Origin of the sequence: Oscillibacter ruminantium GH1, assembly GCF_000307265.1 — a bacterium.
Classification (GTDB): domain Bacteria; phylum Bacillota; class Clostridia; order Oscillospirales; family Oscillospiraceae; genus Oscillibacter; species Oscillibacter ruminantium.
Genome location: NZ_DF158896.1, coordinates 130,167 through 149,156, shown reverse-complemented (window position 1 = coordinate 149,156; position 18,990 = coordinate 130,167). Strand labels below are relative to the sequence as shown.

Genomic DNA, 18,990 nt, shown 5'->3' with positions numbered 1-18,990 from the left:
GTAAGCAGGCGGGATTTGTCAACAGGTCCTATATTATACGTTATCTTTTCCTGCTGCTTTGCATACGAGAACCCTTCTCAAAATAAAAAACAGGAATCACGTCATCGGAATTTTCCCTAAAATGACATGATCCCTGTTCTATTTTTGAGAAAGTAACTAATTTGCAGCTTCTAATAGTTAAATTTTACTGAATTTTTTACTTTTTATTCGGCGTCACGGGAACAGCAATCGTCGCGCTAGCATCGACCATGGAGTTGTTGCCCATGCCCGGCCAGCGCTTTTATGGTTTTTACAGGTTCAAAATATTGCTTATTTTCCTTGTTTTCAGGCAGTTTTTTGCACAAATTGTTCTCAAATAACTCCTGCAGTTCCAGAGGATTTCTCTGCCGCGGTAAACAAAATGGAGACAAATGGCTACACACCCTCGAGCAAATCATGCTGGCAATTTGTGCCGGATTTTGGCTCGGGGTATGCAGAGCATCAATCCCAAGGCAATGCCGCTAGCGTACCGCCGCGCAAAAACAGACTCATTCCACAAAGTGCCCACTGTTGATCAGCAGGAACTCGCTGGTCTCATAATTCCTCAATGGGCTCGTCAAATGCAGCACGAAAGAAGAATATCTAGGTCACAGAGAAGCAGCATGTTGAGGGGAAAATAGGCTTGAGAGAGTTGGAACACCGCCTGACGCTTCGCAACACTAAGTGACTCAAAATTATAAAATATGAATAATACCAGTTGTCACAGCGGTCATAATTCCCGCTGCAATGCAAACACCTAAAAAGATAGATGGAATGGCGTTTTTTAGCCGCATATCCAAAAGCGCTGCTACCAGTGCTCCCGTCCATGCGCCTGTTCCCGGCAACGGAATCGCCACTAAAATGCAAAGGCCAATTGCGCTGTATTTATGTACAATTCGGCCTTTTAGATGGGCCTTTTTTTCCAGCCTGGCAATCTTTTCATCCCACCAGCTACTGCGTTTACGAAGCCACGCAAAAATGTGACGAATATACACGATAATGAATGGAACAGGCACCATATTTCCAAGGATGGCCGCCATCAGTGCCAACGGATAATCCAGCCCCTGTGCAATCCCGTAGGGTAGCCCACCACGGAGCTCGATAATGGGAGCCATAGAGATAAGAAAGGTGCACAAAAATTTTCCTACCGATGTGGCTGTAAAGCTAAAAATCATAGGATGGTTTTCGCCCTTTCATACATCTCTCGGTAATAATTCTGATAGCCCCCAGTTGTAATATGCTCCATCCAGTCTTTGTGCTCTAAATACCACTGAATGGTTTCAGCCATACCCATCTCGAAAGTATAGGCAGGCTTCCAGCCCAATTCGGTGGTAATTTTTGTGTTGTCGATGGCGTATCTGCGGTCGTGGCCGGGACGATCCTGCACGTACTGAATGAGTTCCTCCCCCTTGCCCAAGGTCTTGATAATCAACTTCACAATTTCAATATTTGCCTTTTCATTGTTGCCGCCAATGTTATATACCTCCCCTACCTTACCCTTGTGGAGGACGGTATCAATTGCGCTGCAATGGTCGGAAACATGGAGCCAGTCACGAATTTGCATTCCGTCTCCGTAGACTGGCAAGGGCTTGTCGCAGTTGCAGTTGTTGATCATCAGTGGAATGAGCTTCTCGGGGAATTGATAGGGGCCATAGTTGTTGGAGCAGCGAGTGATATTTACCGGCAGACCAAAGGTCTCATGATAGGCACGGACAAACAAGTCCGCACTGGTTTTGGAGGCGGAATAGGGGCTGTTGGGCGAAAGGGGGGTGATTTCGGTGAACATCCCGGTCTTTCCCAGAGCACCGTACACCTCATCGGTGGAGACCTGTAAATACTTGACACCCTCACGATAGTCCCGGCAATGCTTATTGTCCGGCTCAAGACTCCAGTGGCGTTTTGCCGCCTCCAACAGCACCTGCGTGCCGCGGACGTTGGTATTCAGAAAGATTTCCGGGTGGGTAATGCTGCGATCCACATGGCTCTCGGCGGCAAAGTTTACCACCGTGTCAAAATCATACTCGGCAAACAGCTTGGACACCAAGGCTTCATCGCAGATGTCGCCCTTGATGAAAATGTGGTTGGGGTTGCCCTCCACGCCGCTGAGATTTTCCATATTCCCGGCGTAAGTAAGGGCATCCAGATTCACCAGCTTGTAGTTGTGGTGCACCAGCATATAGTGGACAAAGTTGCTGCCGATAAAGCCGGCGCCTCCGGTAACCAACAGATTTTTCATTGCTTCTCCTCCGCAATCCGCAGGATGTATTTGCCATAGTCCGTTTTCAGCATGGGCTCCGCCAGAGAGAGCAGCTGCGCCTTCCCAATGAAGCCCTTCCGGTAAGCAATTTCCTCGATGCAGGAGACGTACATCCCCGTTCGTTTTTGCACGATGGAAACGAAGTCGGCAGCCTCCAGCAGATTTTCGTGGGTACCGGTATCCAGCCAAGCCATGCCGCGGCCAAACAGCTGGACCTTCAGCTTGCTTCTTCGGAGGTACTCGTTGTTGACGGCCGTGATCTCTAGCTCTCCCCGGGCGGAGGGCTGCACGTTTTTGGCGATCTCCACCACGCTGTTGTCATAGAAATAGAGGCCCGGAACGGCATAGCTGGACTTGGGCTGCTCCGGTTTTTCCTCCAGAGACAGTACGTTCCAGTCCTTGTCAAATTCCACCACGCCAAAGGACTTTGGATTCGACACCTGATAGCCGAAAATGACTGCGCCCCCCGCGGAAGAGATGCGCTCCCGGGCATTTTGAAGCATCTCTGAAAAGCCTCTGGCGTAGAAGATATTGTCTCCCAAGACCAGCGCCACCTGCTCGTTCCCGATAAACGCTTCGCCAATCAAAAACGCCTCGGCCAGACCGTTGGGCTGCTCCTGCACTGCGTAGGCGAACGTTAAACCATAGTCCGAGCCATCGCCCAGCAATTCCTGAAACATGGGCAAATCCCGGGGTGTAGAAATGATAAGGATCTCCTGAATCCCCGCCAGCATCAGCGTGGAGAGCGGATAATAGATCATGGGCTTGTCGTAAATGGGCAGCATCTGCTTGGAAACGCTTCGCGTGATGGGGTACAGCCGTGTGCCGGAGCCGCCCGCCAGAATGATACCTTTCATCTCTCTATCTCCTTTTTATAGATGAAGAATTTGCTGAAGATATAGTTTAAAACGATGACCAGTACATTGACCGCACATTTTGCCGCCAGTTTATTTATACCAAAAGCCAACAAGAGCCACATGCCGCCATTGTCAATGAAAATGGTGCCGATGCGCATGCTCCAAAACTGTAAAAAATTGCGTTTGGTGAACTTGGCCTTGAAAACAAATTTGGTATTTGTCATGTAGGCAAACTGTACCGCCAGAAAAAAGGCAAGGGTGTTGGCGGCCAGTTCATTTTTTAAAAGCCCGTCAAACGCCAAAAAGAGCACCGTGTTTACCACCACGGTCAATGCGCCGAAGAAGAGATAGTCCACCGTTTCCCGGTGCTTTTTGACGAGGTCCAGCAGCTTACGCATCATGCTCTAAATAGTCCCTCACTTTTTCAAAATACGCAAGCGCGTGTTCAATGCAAATGTCCATGTTGTAATACTTGAACTCTGCCAAGCGCCCGCACAGGAAAATGTTTTGGTACTCGTGCACTGCGGAGAGATACCGCTGGTACAGCACGTCGCTCTCCGCCGTATTCACCGGATAATAGCGGATGTTCCCCACGGTTGCGTCCTTGTCAAACGTCAACGGATACTCCGTTGCCACCACTGTGCCTTGCACGGCTGCGTCATCCTGCATGATCTGGCGGTATTCCGTGCTTCTGGTATAGCCCTCTGCCTGGGGATAAGAAATAATTTCGCAAGGCTGGACCCGCTTTTTGTCGGGGTGATATTCATACCGGATGTCCAAAGAGCGATAAGGCAATGCACCGAAGCGATAACCAAGCAGCTCGTCAATGGCACCGGTAAAAATCAAGCAAGAGACCGAAACGCCATCGTAGCATACGGTCTTAGAAGTCTCGTCCAGTGTAATGTGGGACATCGCGTCTGTGTTGAGCCGCAGCTCAATGTTGGGATGATCCAGCATTTGGTCAAAAATTTCGTGAAACCCGTTGACGGGAAGATACTGAAAATCCTTGTTCAAATACCGCTCATCATAGTTCATGGCCATGGGTACGCGGTCCAGCACGTATTTGTCGATCTTTTCCGGCGGTAAGCCCCACATTTTAGAAGTATAGGTCCGATAGGCCTTCTCAAACAGCAGTCCGCCGTATTCCCGTACCTGCGGGTCCGGGTGGTCTACCAGCTCTAAAATTGGCACACGATCCCGACCGGCGAAGCTTTCCCGCATCTTTGCAAGGAGGGGCTCCGCTTTTTCCGGACCCAACAACTCCTGCATTGTCTGAAAATTAAAGGGCAGGCGGACATAGTTGCCGTCAATGAAGCTCAACAGCTTGGCGCAGTGGGGAAAAAGCGGGGCATATTGCATTAAAAATTGGATGGTGCTGAAGTGGTTGGTATTGAGGAAATGCGGACCGTATTTCTGCACCAGGATACCGTGTTCATCCACCTCGTCATAGGCATTTCCGCCGATATGAGAGCGGCTTTCCACCACCAAAACCTTGCGGTCCAGTTCCTGCGCAATGCGGCGGGCCAGAATGCTGCCGGAAAAGCCGCTTCCGATTACGATGATGTCGCGCATGTTAGTTTTTCTCCGTTTCTTTTAGCCATCGGGCGGTTTTGAGAATGCTCTCTTTGAAATCAGCGTGGCACTCAAAGCCAGTGTCGCGGAAGAGTGCATCGAGGTCGATGAGGGAGTAGTCCAATTCGGGTGCATCGGGATACGCTCCAAAATTCAAATCACTTTTAGGCGCAACCGTATCACGTATTGTTTCCATAAGCTCTCGAAATGTTCTTAGAGACCTGTGTCCGACATAGTATGATTTTAAAGGATGCCCCGCGCTGGCCATCGCAATAAAAGCATCCACAACATCGTCGATATAGACCAAATCATATAAATTGTTTCCCATAATTAACTGTGGTATGATACCGGAATTCAACTGCTTCATGACAACATTCGGCAAGCTGCTTGCATAATTTTGCTCACCATAAGGCATTGCAATCAATCCTGAAATAAAATCAATACCAGAGTGAACCGCTATCGTCTTTCCAATGATCTCCGTTGCGAGTTTTCCAGCAGAATAGATGCAAGTAAAACGTGGGGCTACAAATCCATTATTTAAATAGCCAAGAGACTCCAACTCGTTTACGGTACTGGCAAAAATAAACTTTTTCACCTTGAGGTGCGCGGCGATCTCGACAGAAGTACAGGTGTATTTTGCATTGTCCAACTGCAAGTTGTAGTCTCGTAACTTTTCGCTGCCAAAGCCGCCTTGGAATGCGAAGTGAAACCACACATCAACGGGTTCATGAATTTTTTCAAGTAGAAGCGAATACTGTTCAAAAGCAGCTTGAATGCATATAAATTGAGGATTCTCCATTAAGTCTGATACGCTCTCAATCTTCGTGCAGACACCAAACACCTGAATGCCCTGGCCTAACAACTTCTTTGCGACAGCCTTTCCGATAAAGCCGCTGACACCAGTGACAATGGCAGTCTTAATTTCCATTCCTAATTTTCTCCTACAGTAAGATTTACATCGCTGTTACACAGGAACGGGGCGGATTCGTCATTGGGGGACAAGACGGGGGCTTCTATACCCCAGGGAATACCGATCTCCGGATCGTTCCAGCGAATGGCGCGCACTAACTCTCTGTCGTAGTAATCATCAAATTTATAGAGGACAACAGTATTTGGCTGGCGGGTTATATAAGCGTGGCCATATCCGCTGGGTAAATAGAGCTGTTTGCGGTTTTCGTAGGAAAGTACCTGAGTAATCCACTGCTTATAAGTTGGTGAATTCTTGCGCAAATCCACAATGAAATCCAACACCTCTCCTTGGAGAACGCGCACCAACTTCGCCTGCGGATGAGGATTGTTTTGAAAATGAATACCGCGAACAGTGTTTTCTTTTTCGTTGTTGCAAATGTAGTCAACAATAAAACGATCGTTGATCCCATACTCTCGCAATGTTCTGTCGTTGTATGCCTCTGCACTATAACCCCGGTTGTCATCAAAATAGGTTGGAATAATAAGTTTTACTCCAGGCAGCTCTAAATTTGTTACCTGCACGGGGATTCCTCCTGTCTTTTGTGTGATGATAGCATTGATTATTGTAAATCTCCTGTTTGTGTGCTTTCAAAATTGATCTTCTCCCCCACCACGACCCGGGGCCGTCGCATACTGCGGGTATTGATGCTCAATATATACTCGCCCAAAATGCCTACAAAGAAGAGCTGGACCGCGCCAATAAAGAACACGCCAATTAAAATGGACGCCGTGCCGTACGGATAGGCATTCCAGTTTAGCAGCTTGGTAATCAGCACGAATATTGCCAGACAAACACTGAAAATCCCCAAAATTGCGCCGATGAAGGTTGCGATTCGCATCAGAACCTTGGTGTAAGAGGTAATTCCAAGCATGGCAACGTCATAATACTTGAAAAAGTTAAAGCCGGACTTCCCCCGCAGACTGGCAGCCTGCTCATATTGGATAACGCTGAGATTCATACCAAACTCGGACACAATGCCTTTTAGGTATGGAATGGGATCGTCGATCTGCCGCATCACATCAATGAAGGCCCGATCATACAGGCCAAAGCCGTTAAAGTGCTGGATTTGCCTGGAATCCGACATTTTTTCAATAATTTTATAATACACAGAGCGGCAAAAATACATGAGCGGGTTTTCTCTGCTGGATGTCTTCTGCCCTACCACCACCTTGTGGCCGGCTTCCCACTCCGCCACAAACTTCGGCAGCATCTCCGGTGGGTCCTGCAAATCGCCAAAGAGCATGAAGGTAGCATCCCCGTTGCCATAGGTCAGCGTTTCAAATACATTCCGGGTAAATCCAAAGTTCCGCGCGTTGAACACGCCCTTTACCCGCTTATCCTCCTCGCAGAGCTTGCGCACCTCGTCCTGGGTGTGATCCGGCGAGCAATCGTCCACAAAGATAATCTCGTACTCATATTGAGGAAGCTGCTCCCGAAACACCTTTGTCAAGCGCTCATACATCTGCCGGACGCTCTTTTCCTCCGCCCAACACGGAATTGTCACACTGATTTTTTTCATTCCCGCTCGTTTCCTCTCGTTTCTCTTATCCTCGGCCAAGTGCCGCCAGATGCTGTGTCAAAACCGCTTCCCGTTCAATCGCAGCCAGTTGCTCTGCCCGAAGTTCAGGCGACTTAATTGCCTGCTCAAAGACCTGGATGGAGTTTAAGAAGCTGTCGTCTGTCGGGAGAGTGAATTGCTCCACACCCTGGGCTGTGCGCAGGGTGATCACCGGGGCGAAGCCTGCTGGAGCGGTAAAGACGCGGTCTGCCGTCAGACAGCCCTCGCTCCCCCACAGCTCCAGCTCGCATTTATAGCTGTTATCCATGCCAAAGGAAATTTGCGCCACCTGACCAGACTCATTTTCCAAGGTAGCGCTGCCGTAGAGATCCACGTCATACCCCGCGGGCTGATTCAGCCGCGCGGCCGTCACACGGGCGGTCTCTCCCAGCAGCCGGGCCGCCAGCCGCACCGGATAGCCCCCGCAGTCCAGCAGCGCGCCGCCGCCCAGCGCTTTGCTATAGCGAAAATCGGTCTGCGCGCGCTTGGGAAAGCCAAAGGCTGCGCGGATGAGTCGAAGCTCTCCGATTTCCCCGTCCGCTACCAGCTTTTCAATGGCGTCAAGCTGGGCGTGATACAAAAACATATAGTTCTCGTGTACGGCAAGGCGCTTTTCTTCCGCAAGTTTCAAAAGCTCCTGTGTGTCCGCCGCATCGGTGGTAAACGGCTTTTCCATGAGGAGGTGCTTCCCTGCTTCCAGCGCCTTTTTCCCCCACTCATAATGCAATGCCGGGGGGAGAGGCAGATACACTGCGGCAATGCTATCCTCCGCCAGCAGGGCCTCATAGCCTTCATAAATTACGCCGCCGTAAGCATCTGCAAAGGGCTTTCCCTTTTCAGGCGTGCGGGAGGCAACGCCCGCATATTCAAAGGCCGGACACTGCGCCAGCGCCGGGAGGAACCGCCGGAATGCGATTTCCGAGGTGCCTAAAATGCCGATTCGAATTTTTTCCATCTCACGCCTCCAGTACGGACAGCAGATTACGCAGCTGAATATTGACCGTATTGTTGATTTGAATCAGGTGGTTGAGGGTTTTAAAATCCACAAGGAAGCAATCCGGCGGCAGCGTACCCATCTCCTCTCGGGAGACCCGGATGAGTACATTGCGGTTTTGCTCGTGATAGAATCGCCCGCCCTCCTCGGAGAGCAGCACATCAAAGAGTACGTCTGCCTTCCGTGACAGCTTGTCTGCAAACAGCCGGCTGACGGCATCGTCAGCCAGGGCTTCCCCTGCCTCGCACTGTACAGTAGGCCCAAGCTCGATGCTGTCAAAGCAGCCCGGCTCCGCATGGGGGCGCACCACAAATTTTAACACGCCGTCTACCTCGCACAGAAGGAGGCCGAAGGTTGCGATCCCCACCGCCTCAAAAAGAGGCTGGGTCCAGCGCTTGACCTCCCGCCCCTCAATGGCGATGTCACAAAACACCACCTTAAAGGGCCAAGGTCGGTCACAGACGAATTCGCCGTGGTGCATCCGCCAGTGCTGTAAGTCCATCAGGGGGGTAAACTGATACTGGGTCTCATCAAACATCTTGTAGTTGTTGATGCAGCGATAAAGCTCGGGAAGGTGGTTCCTGCCGTCTCCGTAAAATATCGAACGGAACAGCGCTTTGTCGGTGAATTGTGCTTCCAGCGCCGCCAGGGTCGGCGCATCCGGCGTCATCTGGCAGAAGGGGATGCAGGAGAGTACCGTTCTGGTGTCCATGTTCACCAGATTGTCATAGCGCATCAGCGCTTTTATTTGCCCCAGGGTCATCCAGCGGTGGGAAGGCAGAACCTCCACCTCCTCCTCCACACAGACAATGATATTTCGGTTGCGCTTTTTCCAAAAGCGGGAGGATTGCTCGGACTGGATTTGATCCACCAATATCTCATGCTGCTCGGCATTGAGAAAATAGTCCAGATAAGGAGGCTTGGTTCCGCCGTGGCGCTGGGTAAAGTTGCTTTTGGTGGCCTGTATGGTGGGAGAGATCTGAACACAATTTACATTGCCCGGTTCTATTTTTGCTTGCATCAAAAAGTATAACACATTGTCGAATTCTTTGCAAAGGATACCAAGATAGCCGATCTCATTTTGAAGCAGGACGGGCTGTTCCCAGTCCTCCCCGGTCTTTTTCAGGCCCGCGATGGAAAAGAAGCTGCCGCTGGGATTGTGAATGGTGCCGGTGGCTTCGTCATAGCGCCAGAGTGTCTCCTGCTCATAGGGGATTTTGCGAATGTCCACCTGAACCGCCTGGTTGCGCTGATTGATCCAGGAGAGGATATGGTCGAACGTATCAAGCGGTTGGCCAATATTCCCCCATGAGTTGAATAAGCTCAGCATGGTTTTTCCTCTCTTTTTATTTTTCTATCGAAGCAGTACGTTAAAAAAGCTGTAAAGGCTGCCGCTGGTTGCACCGCCTGCCAAGACAGTCAGCAACAGATATACAACGCACAGAGCGGGCAATGTGTGTTTTCCGTATTTTTGCAAAACGCTTCCCCACACTGCATCTGTCGCAGCTTGAACGTTTTTGGGGTCGATACTCCAGAGTGTGACAAATGAAAAATATACGCCCACGCCATACATAACAAAGAGTCGTCCCCAATCACACATGGCAATCATATTGATCCCCAGCGCGCCAACCGTGCAGGGAAACAGCAAAACAATCAATCGGCCAAACAAATCCTTCTGCCGTGACCAGTACGCCTTGATCCAACACACGGTAAGGACAATAATCGGAAGCAAAACGATTCCAGTTAAAAACATTGCGGGGATTTCCTTTGCTGATAAAAGGGTTCCCCATCCATCTTTAATGACTGAGGCAGAGTTGACATAGTAGTTTACTTGTAACGGGAAATCCCACGCAAGGCCAGCTACATCTAAAGCCTGAATATATGCCCATGCTTGCTCAAAGTTGGTTTGCGTTTTACTAATAAAGCTGAGGTAGCCCCCCACGCCTACGCTGACAACAGATGTTGTGATTAGGCAGATCAAGTCCTTTTTCTGTTGGGATACATACCACTTGTAAAGCAGTAAAATGAAAAGGAATGGCGTAAATGCGGAAAGATACATTTCATGTATTAGGATCGCAATCATCGATAACAGCGGGATAGCGATCAAGCCGCGCCCCTTTATCACTGCAATGCAGGACAGTAAAAAGCAGATAATCAGCATTTGATCAAATCGTGCAAAGAAATGATAGCCAAAAAACGACAGGAAGGAAAACGGCAGACACAAAAACAGCCAAAAGCTCTTTTCGAGTTTCCCGCGATAGGCGAGATTGTGCTTGTTATACACAAAATAAAGCTCCACGCCCATCATCAGGACAATTGTCAAAAGTCCGAACAACACATACGTGTTTAAATCCAAATCAATGTGGAATAGCTGCAATATCGTGCCTACAAAAGAGCGTCGCACAATCCCTAGATTTTGCCAGCTAAACAGATGCTGTACACTCACGTGTGGATTAATGGTACGTATACCATCCCAATTTGCCAGCAGCATGCCACCAAAAGCCAGCGCACTGGCAAAGACCAATGGATACTTTCGAAACAAAAGTGGTAGCTTTGGAAGCGCCATCATTAAAAAGAAGGCCAGCACAAAAAGAAATGCAAAACAGCTGGGCAGTTTTTCAAAATCCAGGACTTTATAGGCCACAACCAATCTTCCGTTTGGAATTTCCACGTGATCCTTCTGCAAAGCCAGCTCGGGATGCGGCTGAACTGTGTTGGTGGTAATTAGAAAGGCCAGCTTATTGGATTCACTGAGGTTTTCTGCTTCCAGTGTCAAAAGGGCTGTGCCGGAATATCCCATATCCTCCACACTGATTTTCAGGGCTGTCCAAGCATGGTTCGACAATTCAGCAAGAGGGATGAAACCCGTGCGGGTCGCCTCTTCTGTTTGCAGCGTATAACGGACGCCGCAATCAGGCTCAGGCGCTTGATACGTCGGAAGGACAGAAACATGTATGTTTGGCGTATGATTCAGCCACAACTCTTGCGCATAGACCTGTCCATCCAAAAAAGAATCTGTGTACTCCTCTTCTGAGGCTGTTCGCACCGTCTGCATCTGTATGTCCATTGTCAAATACGCCATACACCCCAAAAGTGCAAAAACTATAGAAATCAAGATATTCCGAAAAATAGTGCGTTTCATTTTTTCCTCCAACCCTCTATCAACTATATACAAGAAGTCCCGCTTTCGTTCTTTTGCCACATCTTCTGAAGTCTGTTCCGCAGCTTCACCGGCAGCAAGCCCACAAGCAGCGGCTTTACCACGTAGGGCAAGCTCCGCAGCAGCATTTTGTTTGCCCGAAAGCCTGCGGCGCGAACCACCGCCTCATTGACTCGATAGCGGTATTTCCGCTTACACAGATTGCCGCTCCCCTCGTAATAAAAGAACAGCTTCTCCTGCAAATTCGCGCCGTGATGCCCCATGGCATAGAGCCGCAGCCACAAATCGTAGTCCTCGCAGCGCACGCGGCTCTCCCCCTCGTCGTATCCCCGTGCGGCCTCCAGCGCTTCCCGTCGGAACAGTACCGTGGGATGGATAAAGCAGGCGTTCCACCGCAGGTCCTTCACGCTGGGAAAGGCAGGATAGCAAAACTCGCCGTACACGCCGGTTTCGTCAAACTTTTCGGCGCAGCAGCCAACAAAGGACACGTCCTCATGGGTTTGTAAAAACGCCACCTGTCGCTCCAGCCGCTCCGGCGCAGAAACGTCGTCCGCGTCCATCCGGGCAATATACGCCCCCGTAGCTGCCGCCAAACAGCGGTTTAGCGTGGGCGCGAGGCCGCGGTTATGCTCATTTTCCAGCAGCACCAGCCGCGGCCCGTACTTCTGCTGACAGGCGCACAGAACCGCGCTGCTGTCATCGGTTGAGCCGTCGTCGCACACAATGCACTCAAAGTCCTGAAAGGTCTGCTGAAAAATGGAGGAAATGGCGCGCTCCACCGTGTCGGCGCCGTTATACACGCCCATTAAAACAGATACCTTCATTGTTTACCCCTTCTCCCCTTCCGTCATACAGGCCAGCGCCGCTTCCAGAACCGCCTCCTGCCGCACCGCCGCGACGCAGGGGGCACAAGCGCCGCCGGAGCAGAGCGGCTTGCTCTGCCCGCAGGGGACGCACGGCGGCAGTGCCTCCGCCAAGACCGACCGACAATCCGGCGGCAGAGTCGGATTCGGATAAAAACGCCCATATTCCCAGCCACCGCAGACAATGACCGTGGGGACGCCGTGGGCAATGGACAAATGCGCGCTGCCGGAGTCGTTGGTCAGCGACAGGCAGCAGCCGTTCAGCCTCTGCGCCAGCTCTGCCAGCGTAGTTTGTCCGGAAAAATCCTGGGCAATTTCCGGCAAAAGAGCTGCCAGCGCTGCGCACAGGGAACGCTCCCCCGCAGTGCCGAAAATCAAGATCCGGCAGCCCGTCTTCCGGGCCAACTGTTGAGCCACCCAGGCAAAGCGCTCCGGCGGCCAGCATTTGAAAATGCCGCCGCCAGCACCCGGGAAAATCGCCACATAGGGAGGCTCCGTCTTCTGCCGGGTCCTGTTTTCCTTACGGAATACAAAGGGTGCCAGCGGCCCGCTCGCCAGTCCTAGTGGCTCCAAATACTGGGCGTATCGCCCCAGCTCGTTTTGCACCGTCACGGGAACCAGCTCCACCTGACGATCCACCCTCTTTTTCAGCCCGAGGTGCGCGCAGCCCGCAACCGTATCCGGCAAAACCCGCCGCTGGGCAGGAATCGCCAGTGCATACAGGTCGGAGAGGATGTGCCGTTGCACCGGAGCAACCACCACCAGCTCCACCGAAAGCCTGCCCAGCCGCCGCAGGTTGGCGATGCGGCTTCGGAAAGCATGGGGCAGCGCGATGACCGCCTCAAAAAGTCCGGTTTCTGCGGCAAACTCCGCAATCCCCGTACCCTCCCGGCAAATCAGGGTGAGGCGTAGTCCCTCCGCGCTCATTTGCTGTGCAGCAGGGCAAAAGGTGATCAAGTCGCCCAACGCCGCAAGGCAGACCACCGCCACCTCGCGGGGCGGGGAGGACTTTTCTGTGGTTTGCTTTCGTGGAAACGGGAAAACCGTCAGCAAGCTACCATAGATCAGTGTTCCTATCATCTGTTTGAACCGTTGCTTGAAGCTGCTGTTCATATGCTCTCCGCGCCGTACCAGACGATCTGTCCATCGACTGCCGCCAGCCGGGCGCATTCCTTCTGGGCAAAGTCACGCAGCTCTGCCCCGATTCCCGCAGCACGGCAAAGCACGCAATCGAAAGAACCGGTGGCCGCCGCCGTGTTGAATGCGTCGCCGTACTCCACCCGAATGCCCTGCTTTTTTAACACGCTGCGCATTTGACAAATTTCAGAGTCCAAGTGGAGTGGGAGATAGACGCTGACAATGCAGCCCTTTTTCCGCAATGCCTGCGCTGCGGCAGATGTTTCAGTACCCAGCGGAGCGAGTAAGCAGACCCGCTGGCCTGCCCGTACGTCCTGCACCGCAGCACGCAGCGTCATTTGAACGGGTTCCAGGCCTTGTGTGGGTAGTGATTTCTTCAGGATCTTTTCCGCCCGCTCCAAAAGCATTTGGGGCGTAATTGCCGCCATGCACGCCGCCCGTTGCAGACCCCGGGGACAGACCTTGCTCCACTGTCCGATGACGGACATGCACTCCCCACACACCGGCGAAACGATGTTCTCATTGCGCGGATAGCCGTAATAATAGGACGGCGTGGGGCCAAAGCTCACCACACAGGGGGTGGAAAGTTGGGACGCCAAATGGACCAGACCGCCCTCACAGTCCACGTGCAGGAGGGAGTTCTTGAGCAAGATTGCCGTTTCCTCCAGCCTGCAGTCAAAGGCATACCGATCCGCTCCATCAAGCTCCAGACTATTTTTCACGCCGGTCTGCACCACCAGAAGGTCTGGGTTCGCTACCTTGAATGCCGCGATAAATTCCGTCAGGGTGGACACCGGCAGCAGCTTTGTCTGCGCGGTGCCTCCCATGTTTTTATCCGCGCCAAAGTTCACGGTGATGTAGCGCCGTCCCGTCAGGGCATGCCGTTCCAGCACCGGCAGCCACCGCATATCCAGCAGGATGTTTGAATACATTCCGCCCATGTCCACCGCGCCGCCGCAGGAGAGCAGCGACCACTTGGTATCCCCAGCAAATTTTGCCCGGCGGAGAATTACACTCTCGCGCTGGTGCTGATCGGAAATGTGGAGTTCATTTCTAAGCAGAGCTTCTTCAATCTTGCAGGCTGTATGGTAAAAATCCGGTGCCTTTGCGCGGATTGCCCCTAAATTTATGTGTTTCAATGTTGCGCCGTGGTCTACATGGAGGGCAAGGTCATAGTGCGCCGTCGATGAGACAAACAAATTGTTGTAAATGTCATGTACAATGGTTACATTCTGTCTGCCGCCATAGATAAATTCGCCAAACTCAATGCGGTCCAAAAAGAGATCCAAGTCGCAGTCGCAAACCGCGCTCAGCTCATCCACCAGCCGTAGATAAACAATATAATCCCCTAATGCTCCGCCAAGATAGATTGAAATTCGCAGTCGGGAGAGGTCCGGAAGCATGCCTTCTACCTGCTGCTCCTGAAACCGCTCGTTAAAGTAGCACTGATGGCACAGATTGTCATATTCTCCGCCAATCTCCTTGTTGACAACATTCTGGAGAATTTCAGCTTTTTTTAATACATAGAGGCTTGCCTTGAGTTTGCTGAGTAGCTTTTTTAAAAAACCCATCTCTTTTCTCCCACCATACGCTTTGTTCTTATTTGCCGGGTGCCACGGTCCTGCTGTGTGGCTTAGTTCAGGCCCTTCAATTTAATTCGCACATTTCCTGTTTTTTTCCATTTTTCAGCTATGTCATTTTCTTTGCCTTCGATGGATTTTGCACGAACAATCAATTCATCGGTTCTTCCCTCGATGGATATCGCGCGATTTGTGACGCCGTCTATCTTGTTCTCGATAGACACCGCGCGATTTGTGACGCCGTCTATCTTGTTCTCAATAGACACCGCGCGGTCTGTGATGCCGTCTATCTTGTTCTCAATAGACACCGCGCGGTCTGTGATGCCGTCTATCTTGTTTTCAGCATGAATGATTCTTTCCTTCAGCTCCGAGAAGGCCGCCGCATTGGCATCCTGCATCAGCAACAGCGTATCCATTAATTCCTTCTGCTGCTGCTGAACCGTTTGAAGCTGCTCGTTGCATTCGCGGAGTTGACGAAAGGCCTGACGAATTTTTTCAGTAAACATACTACACTTCTCTCTCCACCACCGCTGCCACACCGCTATATCCGGTATCCTTCAGCAGTGAATGGATATCAATCTCAATTTCATTTCCTTTGACTGTAAAGGACGGCTCTCCTGCCAGACGGAGGCTCTCCTGCTTCGATTGCTCCGCCTCGCTATACATTCCGCCTCTGAAAAAGAGACGCCGGACAGGAACCTGATAGTCGCCGCCATACAGCATATACAAAATACCTGCCCGGTGTCCCCCGTCTCGAATCAGGTTGGAATGGTTGAACAGCAGTATGCGCTCCTCCGAATCAGGGTATCCTTGCGTTTTGATCTTCTGCAAATTATACGCCAGTCGTTCCGCATTGGTTTGACACCGAACATCGTGCGCATTGTAATAATTGACCTGCTCCCGACGATCGTTCTCGTGAGTATTGCCCCGCAGCGCCGCAACAATTCTAGATCGCTCAAGGCCGCAGCAAACAGATTGACCGGTTTCGTCCGCAGATTCAACCAGTAACTCCTTTAGTGCAATCCGATCCTCCTCAATCCTTACCAAATCCGGCAGCATTCGAGCCAGACCCACTAAATTGACCTTGTCAAATTGATTGCAGGAAAAGCCCGCAACAGGCACAAGCGCTTCAATGACCTGCTCCATGCTTCCTGCCAACGCTACAAACTCTTTAATTGTCAAATCAAGTCGAAAATCTCTATAATGGATATGGATGGCCTCTCCTATATTGTCTTCAATTTCAAACCGATAAGGAAAATCCTCCACGGTATCAGCCAGAGATGCAAGCTTTATGACACCAGGATTACTCATGGGGTCCTCCTATCAATATTCGTCAAACGCAAGGTAATCCGAAAAGATTTCATAATATCTCTTTTCCCGCATCAACGCCAGAAGGCGCGGCGTGTACGCAAAAAACACCGTCTGCAGCTTTCGAATCACTGCCTCCTCTTGAAACAGCGCCTCGCGCTTTTCAATTTCCGCAATGTATTCTTTTTTAAAAGTGTGCTTATCAAATACGCATCGAATCAATAGATATGCGGCGAGATTCTCCTCGTCCATACACCACCATTGATTTTTCTTGTCAAACACCCGATTGCGCCAGATAGAGTCATTGACAAAAGTATCAATGGGAATCCACATCTTCGGGCTCAGACTCTTGCAGGCCAGCTTTTCAAAAGCATCGATGTAAAAATGCTGTGCCGTCTCCTGTTGGCTCCAAAACTGATACTCCCTAAGCTTGTAGCCAAAGCTCCATCCAGCCTGTACCCCCAGTGGAGGCGGCACACGTTGAAAGTCCATTTCCTGCATGACGCGCACAAAGGCAGGGTCGCTATCCGGATGGACCAGAATGTCGATATCCTTTCCATCTTTCAACCGATCCGGCAGCTCCGCTCCAATATTTTTAATCAATACATATTGAATGTTTGCGGCGTTCAACCCGGAAAAAAATTCATCGATCAGAGTTCGCTCAATATACATCATTCTTGCCCGCCATACCGCTTGTTTTTTAAGAGCTCCAACTGCCGTTTTGCCAGCAAAACGCTTGTGGCAAGCTGTAAAAATTCCGTTTCCGGCATTGCCAGACGTAGCTTCTGATTCTGGATATGGATCTCCCTGTACCCGCTGGAATCGGTGCCGTGGTTCAATTCCACATCCAGCACCGTCTCTCCAAGTTTAATCTGTGTCAGAACCTTGATCTTTTCGCCCATATGCATCTCCTATATCTGTCTTTTGCCAGCCCATGATTGAATCAATAAATCAAAAAGTCCTTTGCCAGATAGTTCTGCACGTAGTCCTTCACGCCGTCCTCCAGCGAGTAAAAAGGCTCGCGATAGCCCTCTGCAGCCAGCTTGTCCATGGTGGCCTCGGTAAAATACTGATATTTGGGCCGCAGGCTCTCCGGCATTTCTACAAACTCAATATTCGGCTCCTGCTCCAGCGCACGGAACACGGCGCAGCCCAGATCGTGGAATGTCCGTGCCTTGCCGGTACCCAGATTAAACAAACCGCTGACCTGCGGGTTTTCCATCATGAAGCGAATCACCTTGCAAATATCCTTGACATATACAAAGTCCCGGGTTTGGCCGCCATCTTCATAGCCCTGCCGATAGGATTTGAACAGCTTAATCTTTCCGGTCTCCTGTACAGAGCAGAATCCATGCAAGATCACGCTAGCCATGCTCCCCTTAAAGTATTCATTGGGGCCGTAAACATTAAAGAACTTGAACCCTACATGCTGGGGCGGCGCACACGTCTGCTTTTGCGCCCACAGGTCAAACATCTGCTTGGAATAGCCATAGCCGTTCAGGGGCATCAGACGGCGGATATCGTCCCTGTCGTCAAAGCCGAACTCGCCGCCGCCATAGGTCGCGGCGCTGCTGGCATAGATAAATCCGGCATGATTCTGCGCGCAAAAGTTCCAGAGCGTTTTCGTGTAGTTAAAGTTGTTCCGATTGAGATAGTCAAAATCCAGCTCTGTGGTGGAACTGCACGCGCCCATGTGGATCACATACTGCACATCGCCTGCCAGTTTAGCCAGCTCCGCCAGAAAATCCGAACGGTTATAGTATTGCAGATACTTCTTGTTGCGCAGATTTCTCCATTTCTCGGTGCTGGCAATGTTGTCAACAATGATGATGTCCTCTCGGCCCATATCGTTCAGCATACGAACAATACAGCTCCCAATAAAGCCTGCGCCGCCTGTTACGATAATACTCATAGTTTCTCACCTTTCCATTTGTCACAGCGCGGGCAGCCCTCCGCCCGGAGGCTGCCGCCTGCATTTATGCCTGTAAATAAGCGTCGCAGACCTCGTCGGCCGACCCCAGCATCCGCGCCCTTCCGTGATCCAGCCATAGCGCTCTGCGGCACAGCTGTTTCACTTTTTCCTCGGAATGCGAAACGAACAGCAGAGTGGCCCCGCGAGAGAGCATCTCGCTCATCTTGTTTTCGCATTTAACTTGAAAATCGTGGTCGCCCACCGCGAGAATTTCATCCACGATCAAAATTTCAGGTGTAATAATAGTCGCGATGGAAAAACCCAGCCGGGCGGCCATGCCGGTGGAAAAATTTTTAACAGGCACATCCACAAAATCCCACAGCTCTGCAAAATCAATGATCTCGTCATATTTTTCCCGCATGAACTTCTTGTCGTACCCCAGCACTGCGCCGTTTAAAAACACGTTCTCACGCGCAGTCAAATCCTGGTCAAATCCCGCGCCCAACTCAATCAGAGGCGCGATGCTGCCGTTCACGGTCACTGACCCCGCCGTGGGCCGAATAATACCAGAGATCACCTTCAGCAGTGTGCTTTTACCGCTGCCGTTCTTCCCAATGATTGCCAGCGAGTCTCCCTTTTCCAGCGTAAAGGATATATCTCGCAAGGCGCAAAATTTCTCATAGTTCAGTTGGCGCTTAATTTTGCGAATCACATATTCCTTGAGATTATCTACATTCTCCTTGGCGAGATTAAACTGCATCGTCACGCCATCGACTGAGAGGGCTGTACTTTCCATCGGTTCAC

The 18,990-nt window shown here is 51.0% G+C and carries 20 protein-coding genes; all 20 read right to left on the bottom strand.

What is annotated here, in order from left to right:
* Positions 1-713: 713 nt before the first annotated feature.
* The 20 genes from ON16_RS00790 to ON16_RS00695 all read right to left on the bottom strand — a co-directional run bounded on the left by ON16_RS00790 (position 714) and on the right by ON16_RS00695 (position 18,982).
* A complete protein-coding gene (locus tag ON16_RS00790; protein ID WP_040658617.1) occupies positions 714-1,193 on the bottom strand; it encodes a COG2426 family protein in 480 nt (159 codons plus the stop codon).
* Positions 1,190-2,254 (bottom strand): dTDP-glucose 4,6-dehydratase, encoded by a 1,065-nt coding sequence (gene rfbB, locus ON16_RS00785; RefSeq protein WP_040658615.1) that lies wholly within the window; start codon positions 2,252-2,254, stop codon positions 1,190-1,192. The genes ON16_RS00790 and rfbB overlap by 4 nt, the downstream gene beginning before the upstream one ends.
* Complete coding sequence (gene rfbA / locus ON16_RS00780) at positions 2,251-3,132, bottom strand: glucose-1-phosphate thymidylyltransferase RfbA (protein WP_040658613.1); 882 nt, start codon at positions 3,130-3,132, stop codon at positions 2,251-2,253. Before rfbA ends, rfbB begins: the two co-directional genes overlap by 4 nt.
* On the bottom strand, positions 3,129-3,533 hold the full coding sequence (locus ON16_RS00775) for a GtrA family protein (protein WP_051131445.1): 405 nt from the start codon (positions 3,531-3,533) through the stop codon (positions 3,129-3,131). Before ON16_RS00775 ends, rfbA begins: the two co-directional genes overlap by 4 nt.
* Positions 3,523-4,704, bottom strand: a complete 1,182-nt coding sequence (gene glf / locus ON16_RS00770; RefSeq protein ID WP_040658611.1) for a UDP-galactopyranose mutase — start codon at positions 4,702-4,704, stop codon at positions 3,523-3,525. Before glf ends, ON16_RS00775 begins: the two co-directional genes overlap by 11 nt.
* A gap of 1 nt (position 4,705) precedes the next feature.
* Positions 4,706-5,632 carry an NAD-dependent epimerase/dehydratase family protein gene (locus ON16_RS00765; protein ID WP_040658609.1) on the bottom strand — a complete coding sequence of 309 codons (927 nt, stop codon included), beginning with the start codon at positions 5,630-5,632 and terminating at the stop codon, positions 4,706-4,708.
* A 2-nt stretch (positions 5,633-5,634) separates the two neighbouring features.
* Complete coding sequence (rfbC, locus tag ON16_RS00760; protein ID WP_040658607.1) at positions 5,635-6,195, bottom strand: dTDP-4-dehydrorhamnose 3,5-epimerase; 561 nt, start codon at positions 6,193-6,195, stop codon at positions 5,635-5,637.
* A 38-nt stretch (positions 6,196-6,233) separates the two neighbouring features.
* Positions 6,234-7,193 (bottom strand): glycosyltransferase family 2 protein, encoded by a 960-nt coding sequence (locus ON16_RS00755; protein ID WP_040658605.1) that lies wholly within the window; start codon positions 7,191-7,193, stop codon positions 6,234-6,236.
* Positions 7,194-7,218: 25 nt separating this feature from the next.
* On the bottom strand, positions 7,219-8,187 hold the full coding sequence (locus ON16_RS00750; protein WP_040658603.1) for a Gfo/Idh/MocA family protein: 969 nt from the start codon (positions 8,185-8,187) through the stop codon (positions 7,219-7,221).
* A gap of 1 nt (position 8,188) precedes the next feature.
* Entirely contained in the window at positions 8,189-9,556 is a 1,368-nt protein-coding gene (locus tag ON16_RS00745) for an NDP-hexose 2,3-dehydratase family protein (protein WP_040658601.1), read from the bottom strand.
* Between the two features lie 24 nt (positions 9,557-9,580).
* Complete coding sequence (locus ON16_RS00740; RefSeq protein ID WP_040658600.1) at positions 9,581-11,368, bottom strand: hypothetical protein; 1,788 nt, start codon at positions 11,366-11,368, stop codon at positions 9,581-9,583.
* 23 nt (positions 11,369-11,391) lie between these two features.
* Positions 11,392-12,210, bottom strand: coding sequence for a glycosyltransferase family 2 protein (locus ON16_RS00735; RefSeq protein ID WP_040658598.1), 819 nt, complete (start codon positions 12,208-12,210; stop codon positions 11,392-11,394).
* Between the two features lie 3 nt (positions 12,211-12,213).
* Positions 12,214-13,362 carry a glycosyltransferase family 9 protein gene (locus ON16_RS00730; RefSeq protein WP_040658596.1) on the bottom strand — a complete coding sequence of 383 codons (1,149 nt, stop codon included), beginning with the start codon at positions 13,360-13,362 and terminating at the stop codon, positions 12,214-12,216.
* Positions 13,359-14,957, bottom strand: a complete 1,599-nt coding sequence (locus tag ON16_RS00725; RefSeq protein WP_040658595.1) for a glycosyltransferase family 9 protein — start codon at positions 14,955-14,957, stop codon at positions 13,359-13,361. The genes ON16_RS00730 and ON16_RS00725 overlap by 4 nt, the downstream gene beginning before the upstream one ends.
* Positions 14,958-15,019: 62 nt before the next feature.
* Complete coding sequence (locus tag ON16_RS00720) at positions 15,020-15,472, bottom strand: hypothetical protein (protein WP_040658593.1); 453 nt, start codon at positions 15,470-15,472, stop codon at positions 15,020-15,022.
* Between the two features lies 1 nt (position 15,473).
* Entirely contained in the window at positions 15,474-16,277 is an 804-nt protein-coding gene (locus ON16_RS00715) for a hypothetical protein (RefSeq protein WP_040658591.1), read from the bottom strand.
* Between the two features lie 12 nt (positions 16,278-16,289).
* Positions 16,290-16,949 carry a hypothetical protein gene (locus tag ON16_RS00710; RefSeq protein WP_040658590.1) on the bottom strand — a complete coding sequence of 220 codons (660 nt, stop codon included), beginning with the start codon at positions 16,947-16,949 and terminating at the stop codon, positions 16,290-16,292.
* A complete protein-coding gene (locus ON16_RS00705) occupies positions 16,946-17,176 on the bottom strand; it encodes a hypothetical protein (protein ID WP_040658589.1) in 231 nt (76 codons plus the stop codon). Before ON16_RS00705 ends, ON16_RS00710 begins: the two co-directional genes overlap by 4 nt.
* 41 nt (positions 17,177-17,217) lie before the next feature.
* On the bottom strand, positions 17,218-18,186 hold the full coding sequence (gene rfaD, locus ON16_RS00700) for an ADP-glyceromanno-heptose 6-epimerase (protein WP_040658588.1): 969 nt from the start codon (positions 18,184-18,186) through the stop codon (positions 17,218-17,220).
* 64 nt (positions 18,187-18,250) lie between these two features.
* A complete protein-coding gene (locus tag ON16_RS00695) occupies positions 18,251-18,982 on the bottom strand; it encodes an ABC transporter ATP-binding protein (RefSeq protein WP_040658587.1) in 732 nt (243 codons plus the stop codon).
* Positions 18,983-18,990 lie beyond the last annotated feature (8 nt).

Bases quoted from the DNA above. Each gene is read 5' to 3' on its own strand.
- ON16_RS00775 (WP_051131445.1), bottom strand. From the start codon at position 3,533: ATGATGCGTAAGCTGCTGGACCTCGTCAAAAAGCACCGGGAAACGGTG.
- ON16_RS00765 (WP_040658609.1), bottom strand. From the start codon at position 5,632: ATGGAAATTAAGACTGCCATTGTCACTGGTGTCAGCGGCTTTATCGGA.
- ON16_RS00710 (WP_040658590.1), bottom strand. From the start codon at position 16,949: ATGATGTATATTGAGCGAACTCTGATCGATGAATTTTTTTCCGGGTTG.
- rfbB (WP_040658615.1), bottom strand. From the start codon at position 2,254: ATGAAAAATCTGTTGGTTACCGGAGGCGCCGGCTTTATCGGCAGCAAC.
- ON16_RS00745 (WP_040658601.1), bottom strand. From the start codon at position 9,556: ATGCTGAGCTTATTCAACTCATGGGGGAATATTGGCCAACCGCTTGAT.
- ON16_RS00750 (WP_040658603.1), bottom strand. From the start codon at position 8,187: ATGGAAAAAATTCGAATCGGCATTTTAGGCACCTCGGAAATCGCATTC.
- ON16_RS00720 (WP_040658593.1), bottom strand. From the start codon at position 15,472: ATGTTTACTGAAAAAATTCGTCAGGCCTTTCGTCAACTCCGCGAATGC.
- ON16_RS00725 (WP_040658595.1), bottom strand. From the start codon at position 14,957: ATGGGTTTTTTAAAAAAGCTACTCAGCAAACTCAAGGCAAGCCTCTAT.
- ON16_RS00705 (WP_040658589.1), bottom strand. From the start codon at position 17,176: ATGGGCGAAAAGATCAAGGTTCTGACACAGATTAAACTTGGAGAGACG.
- ON16_RS00790 (WP_040658617.1), bottom strand. From the start codon at position 1,193: ATGATTTTTAGCTTTACAGCCACATCGGTAGGAAAATTTTTGTGCACC.
- ON16_RS00730 (WP_040658596.1), bottom strand. From the start codon at position 13,362: ATGAACAGCAGCTTCAAGCAACGGTTCAAACAGATGATAGGAACACTG.
- ON16_RS00715 (WP_040658591.1), bottom strand. From the start codon at position 16,277: ATGAGTAATCCTGGTGTCATAAAGCTTGCATCTCTGGCTGATACCGTG.
- glf (WP_040658611.1), bottom strand. From the start codon at position 4,704: ATGCGCGACATCATCGTAATCGGAAGCGGCTTTTCCGGCAGCATTCTG.
- ON16_RS00755 (WP_040658605.1), bottom strand. From the start codon at position 7,193: ATGAAAAAAATCAGTGTGACAATTCCGTGTTGGGCGGAGGAAAAGAGC.
- rfaD (WP_040658588.1), bottom strand. From the start codon at position 18,186: ATGAGTATTATCGTAACAGGCGGCGCAGGCTTTATTGGGAGCTGTATT.
- ON16_RS00740 (WP_040658600.1), bottom strand. From the start codon at position 11,368: ATGAAACGCACTATTTTTCGGAATATCTTGATTTCTATAGTTTTTGCA.
- ON16_RS00735 (WP_040658598.1), bottom strand. From the start codon at position 12,210: ATGAAGGTATCTGTTTTAATGGGCGTGTATAACGGCGCCGACACGGTG.
- rfbA (WP_040658613.1), bottom strand. From the start codon at position 3,132: ATGAAAGGTATCATTCTGGCGGGCGGCTCCGGCACACGGCTGTACCCC.
- ON16_RS00695 (WP_040658587.1), bottom strand. From the start codon at position 18,982: ATGGAAAGTACAGCCCTCTCAGTCGATGGCGTGACGATGCAGTTTAAT.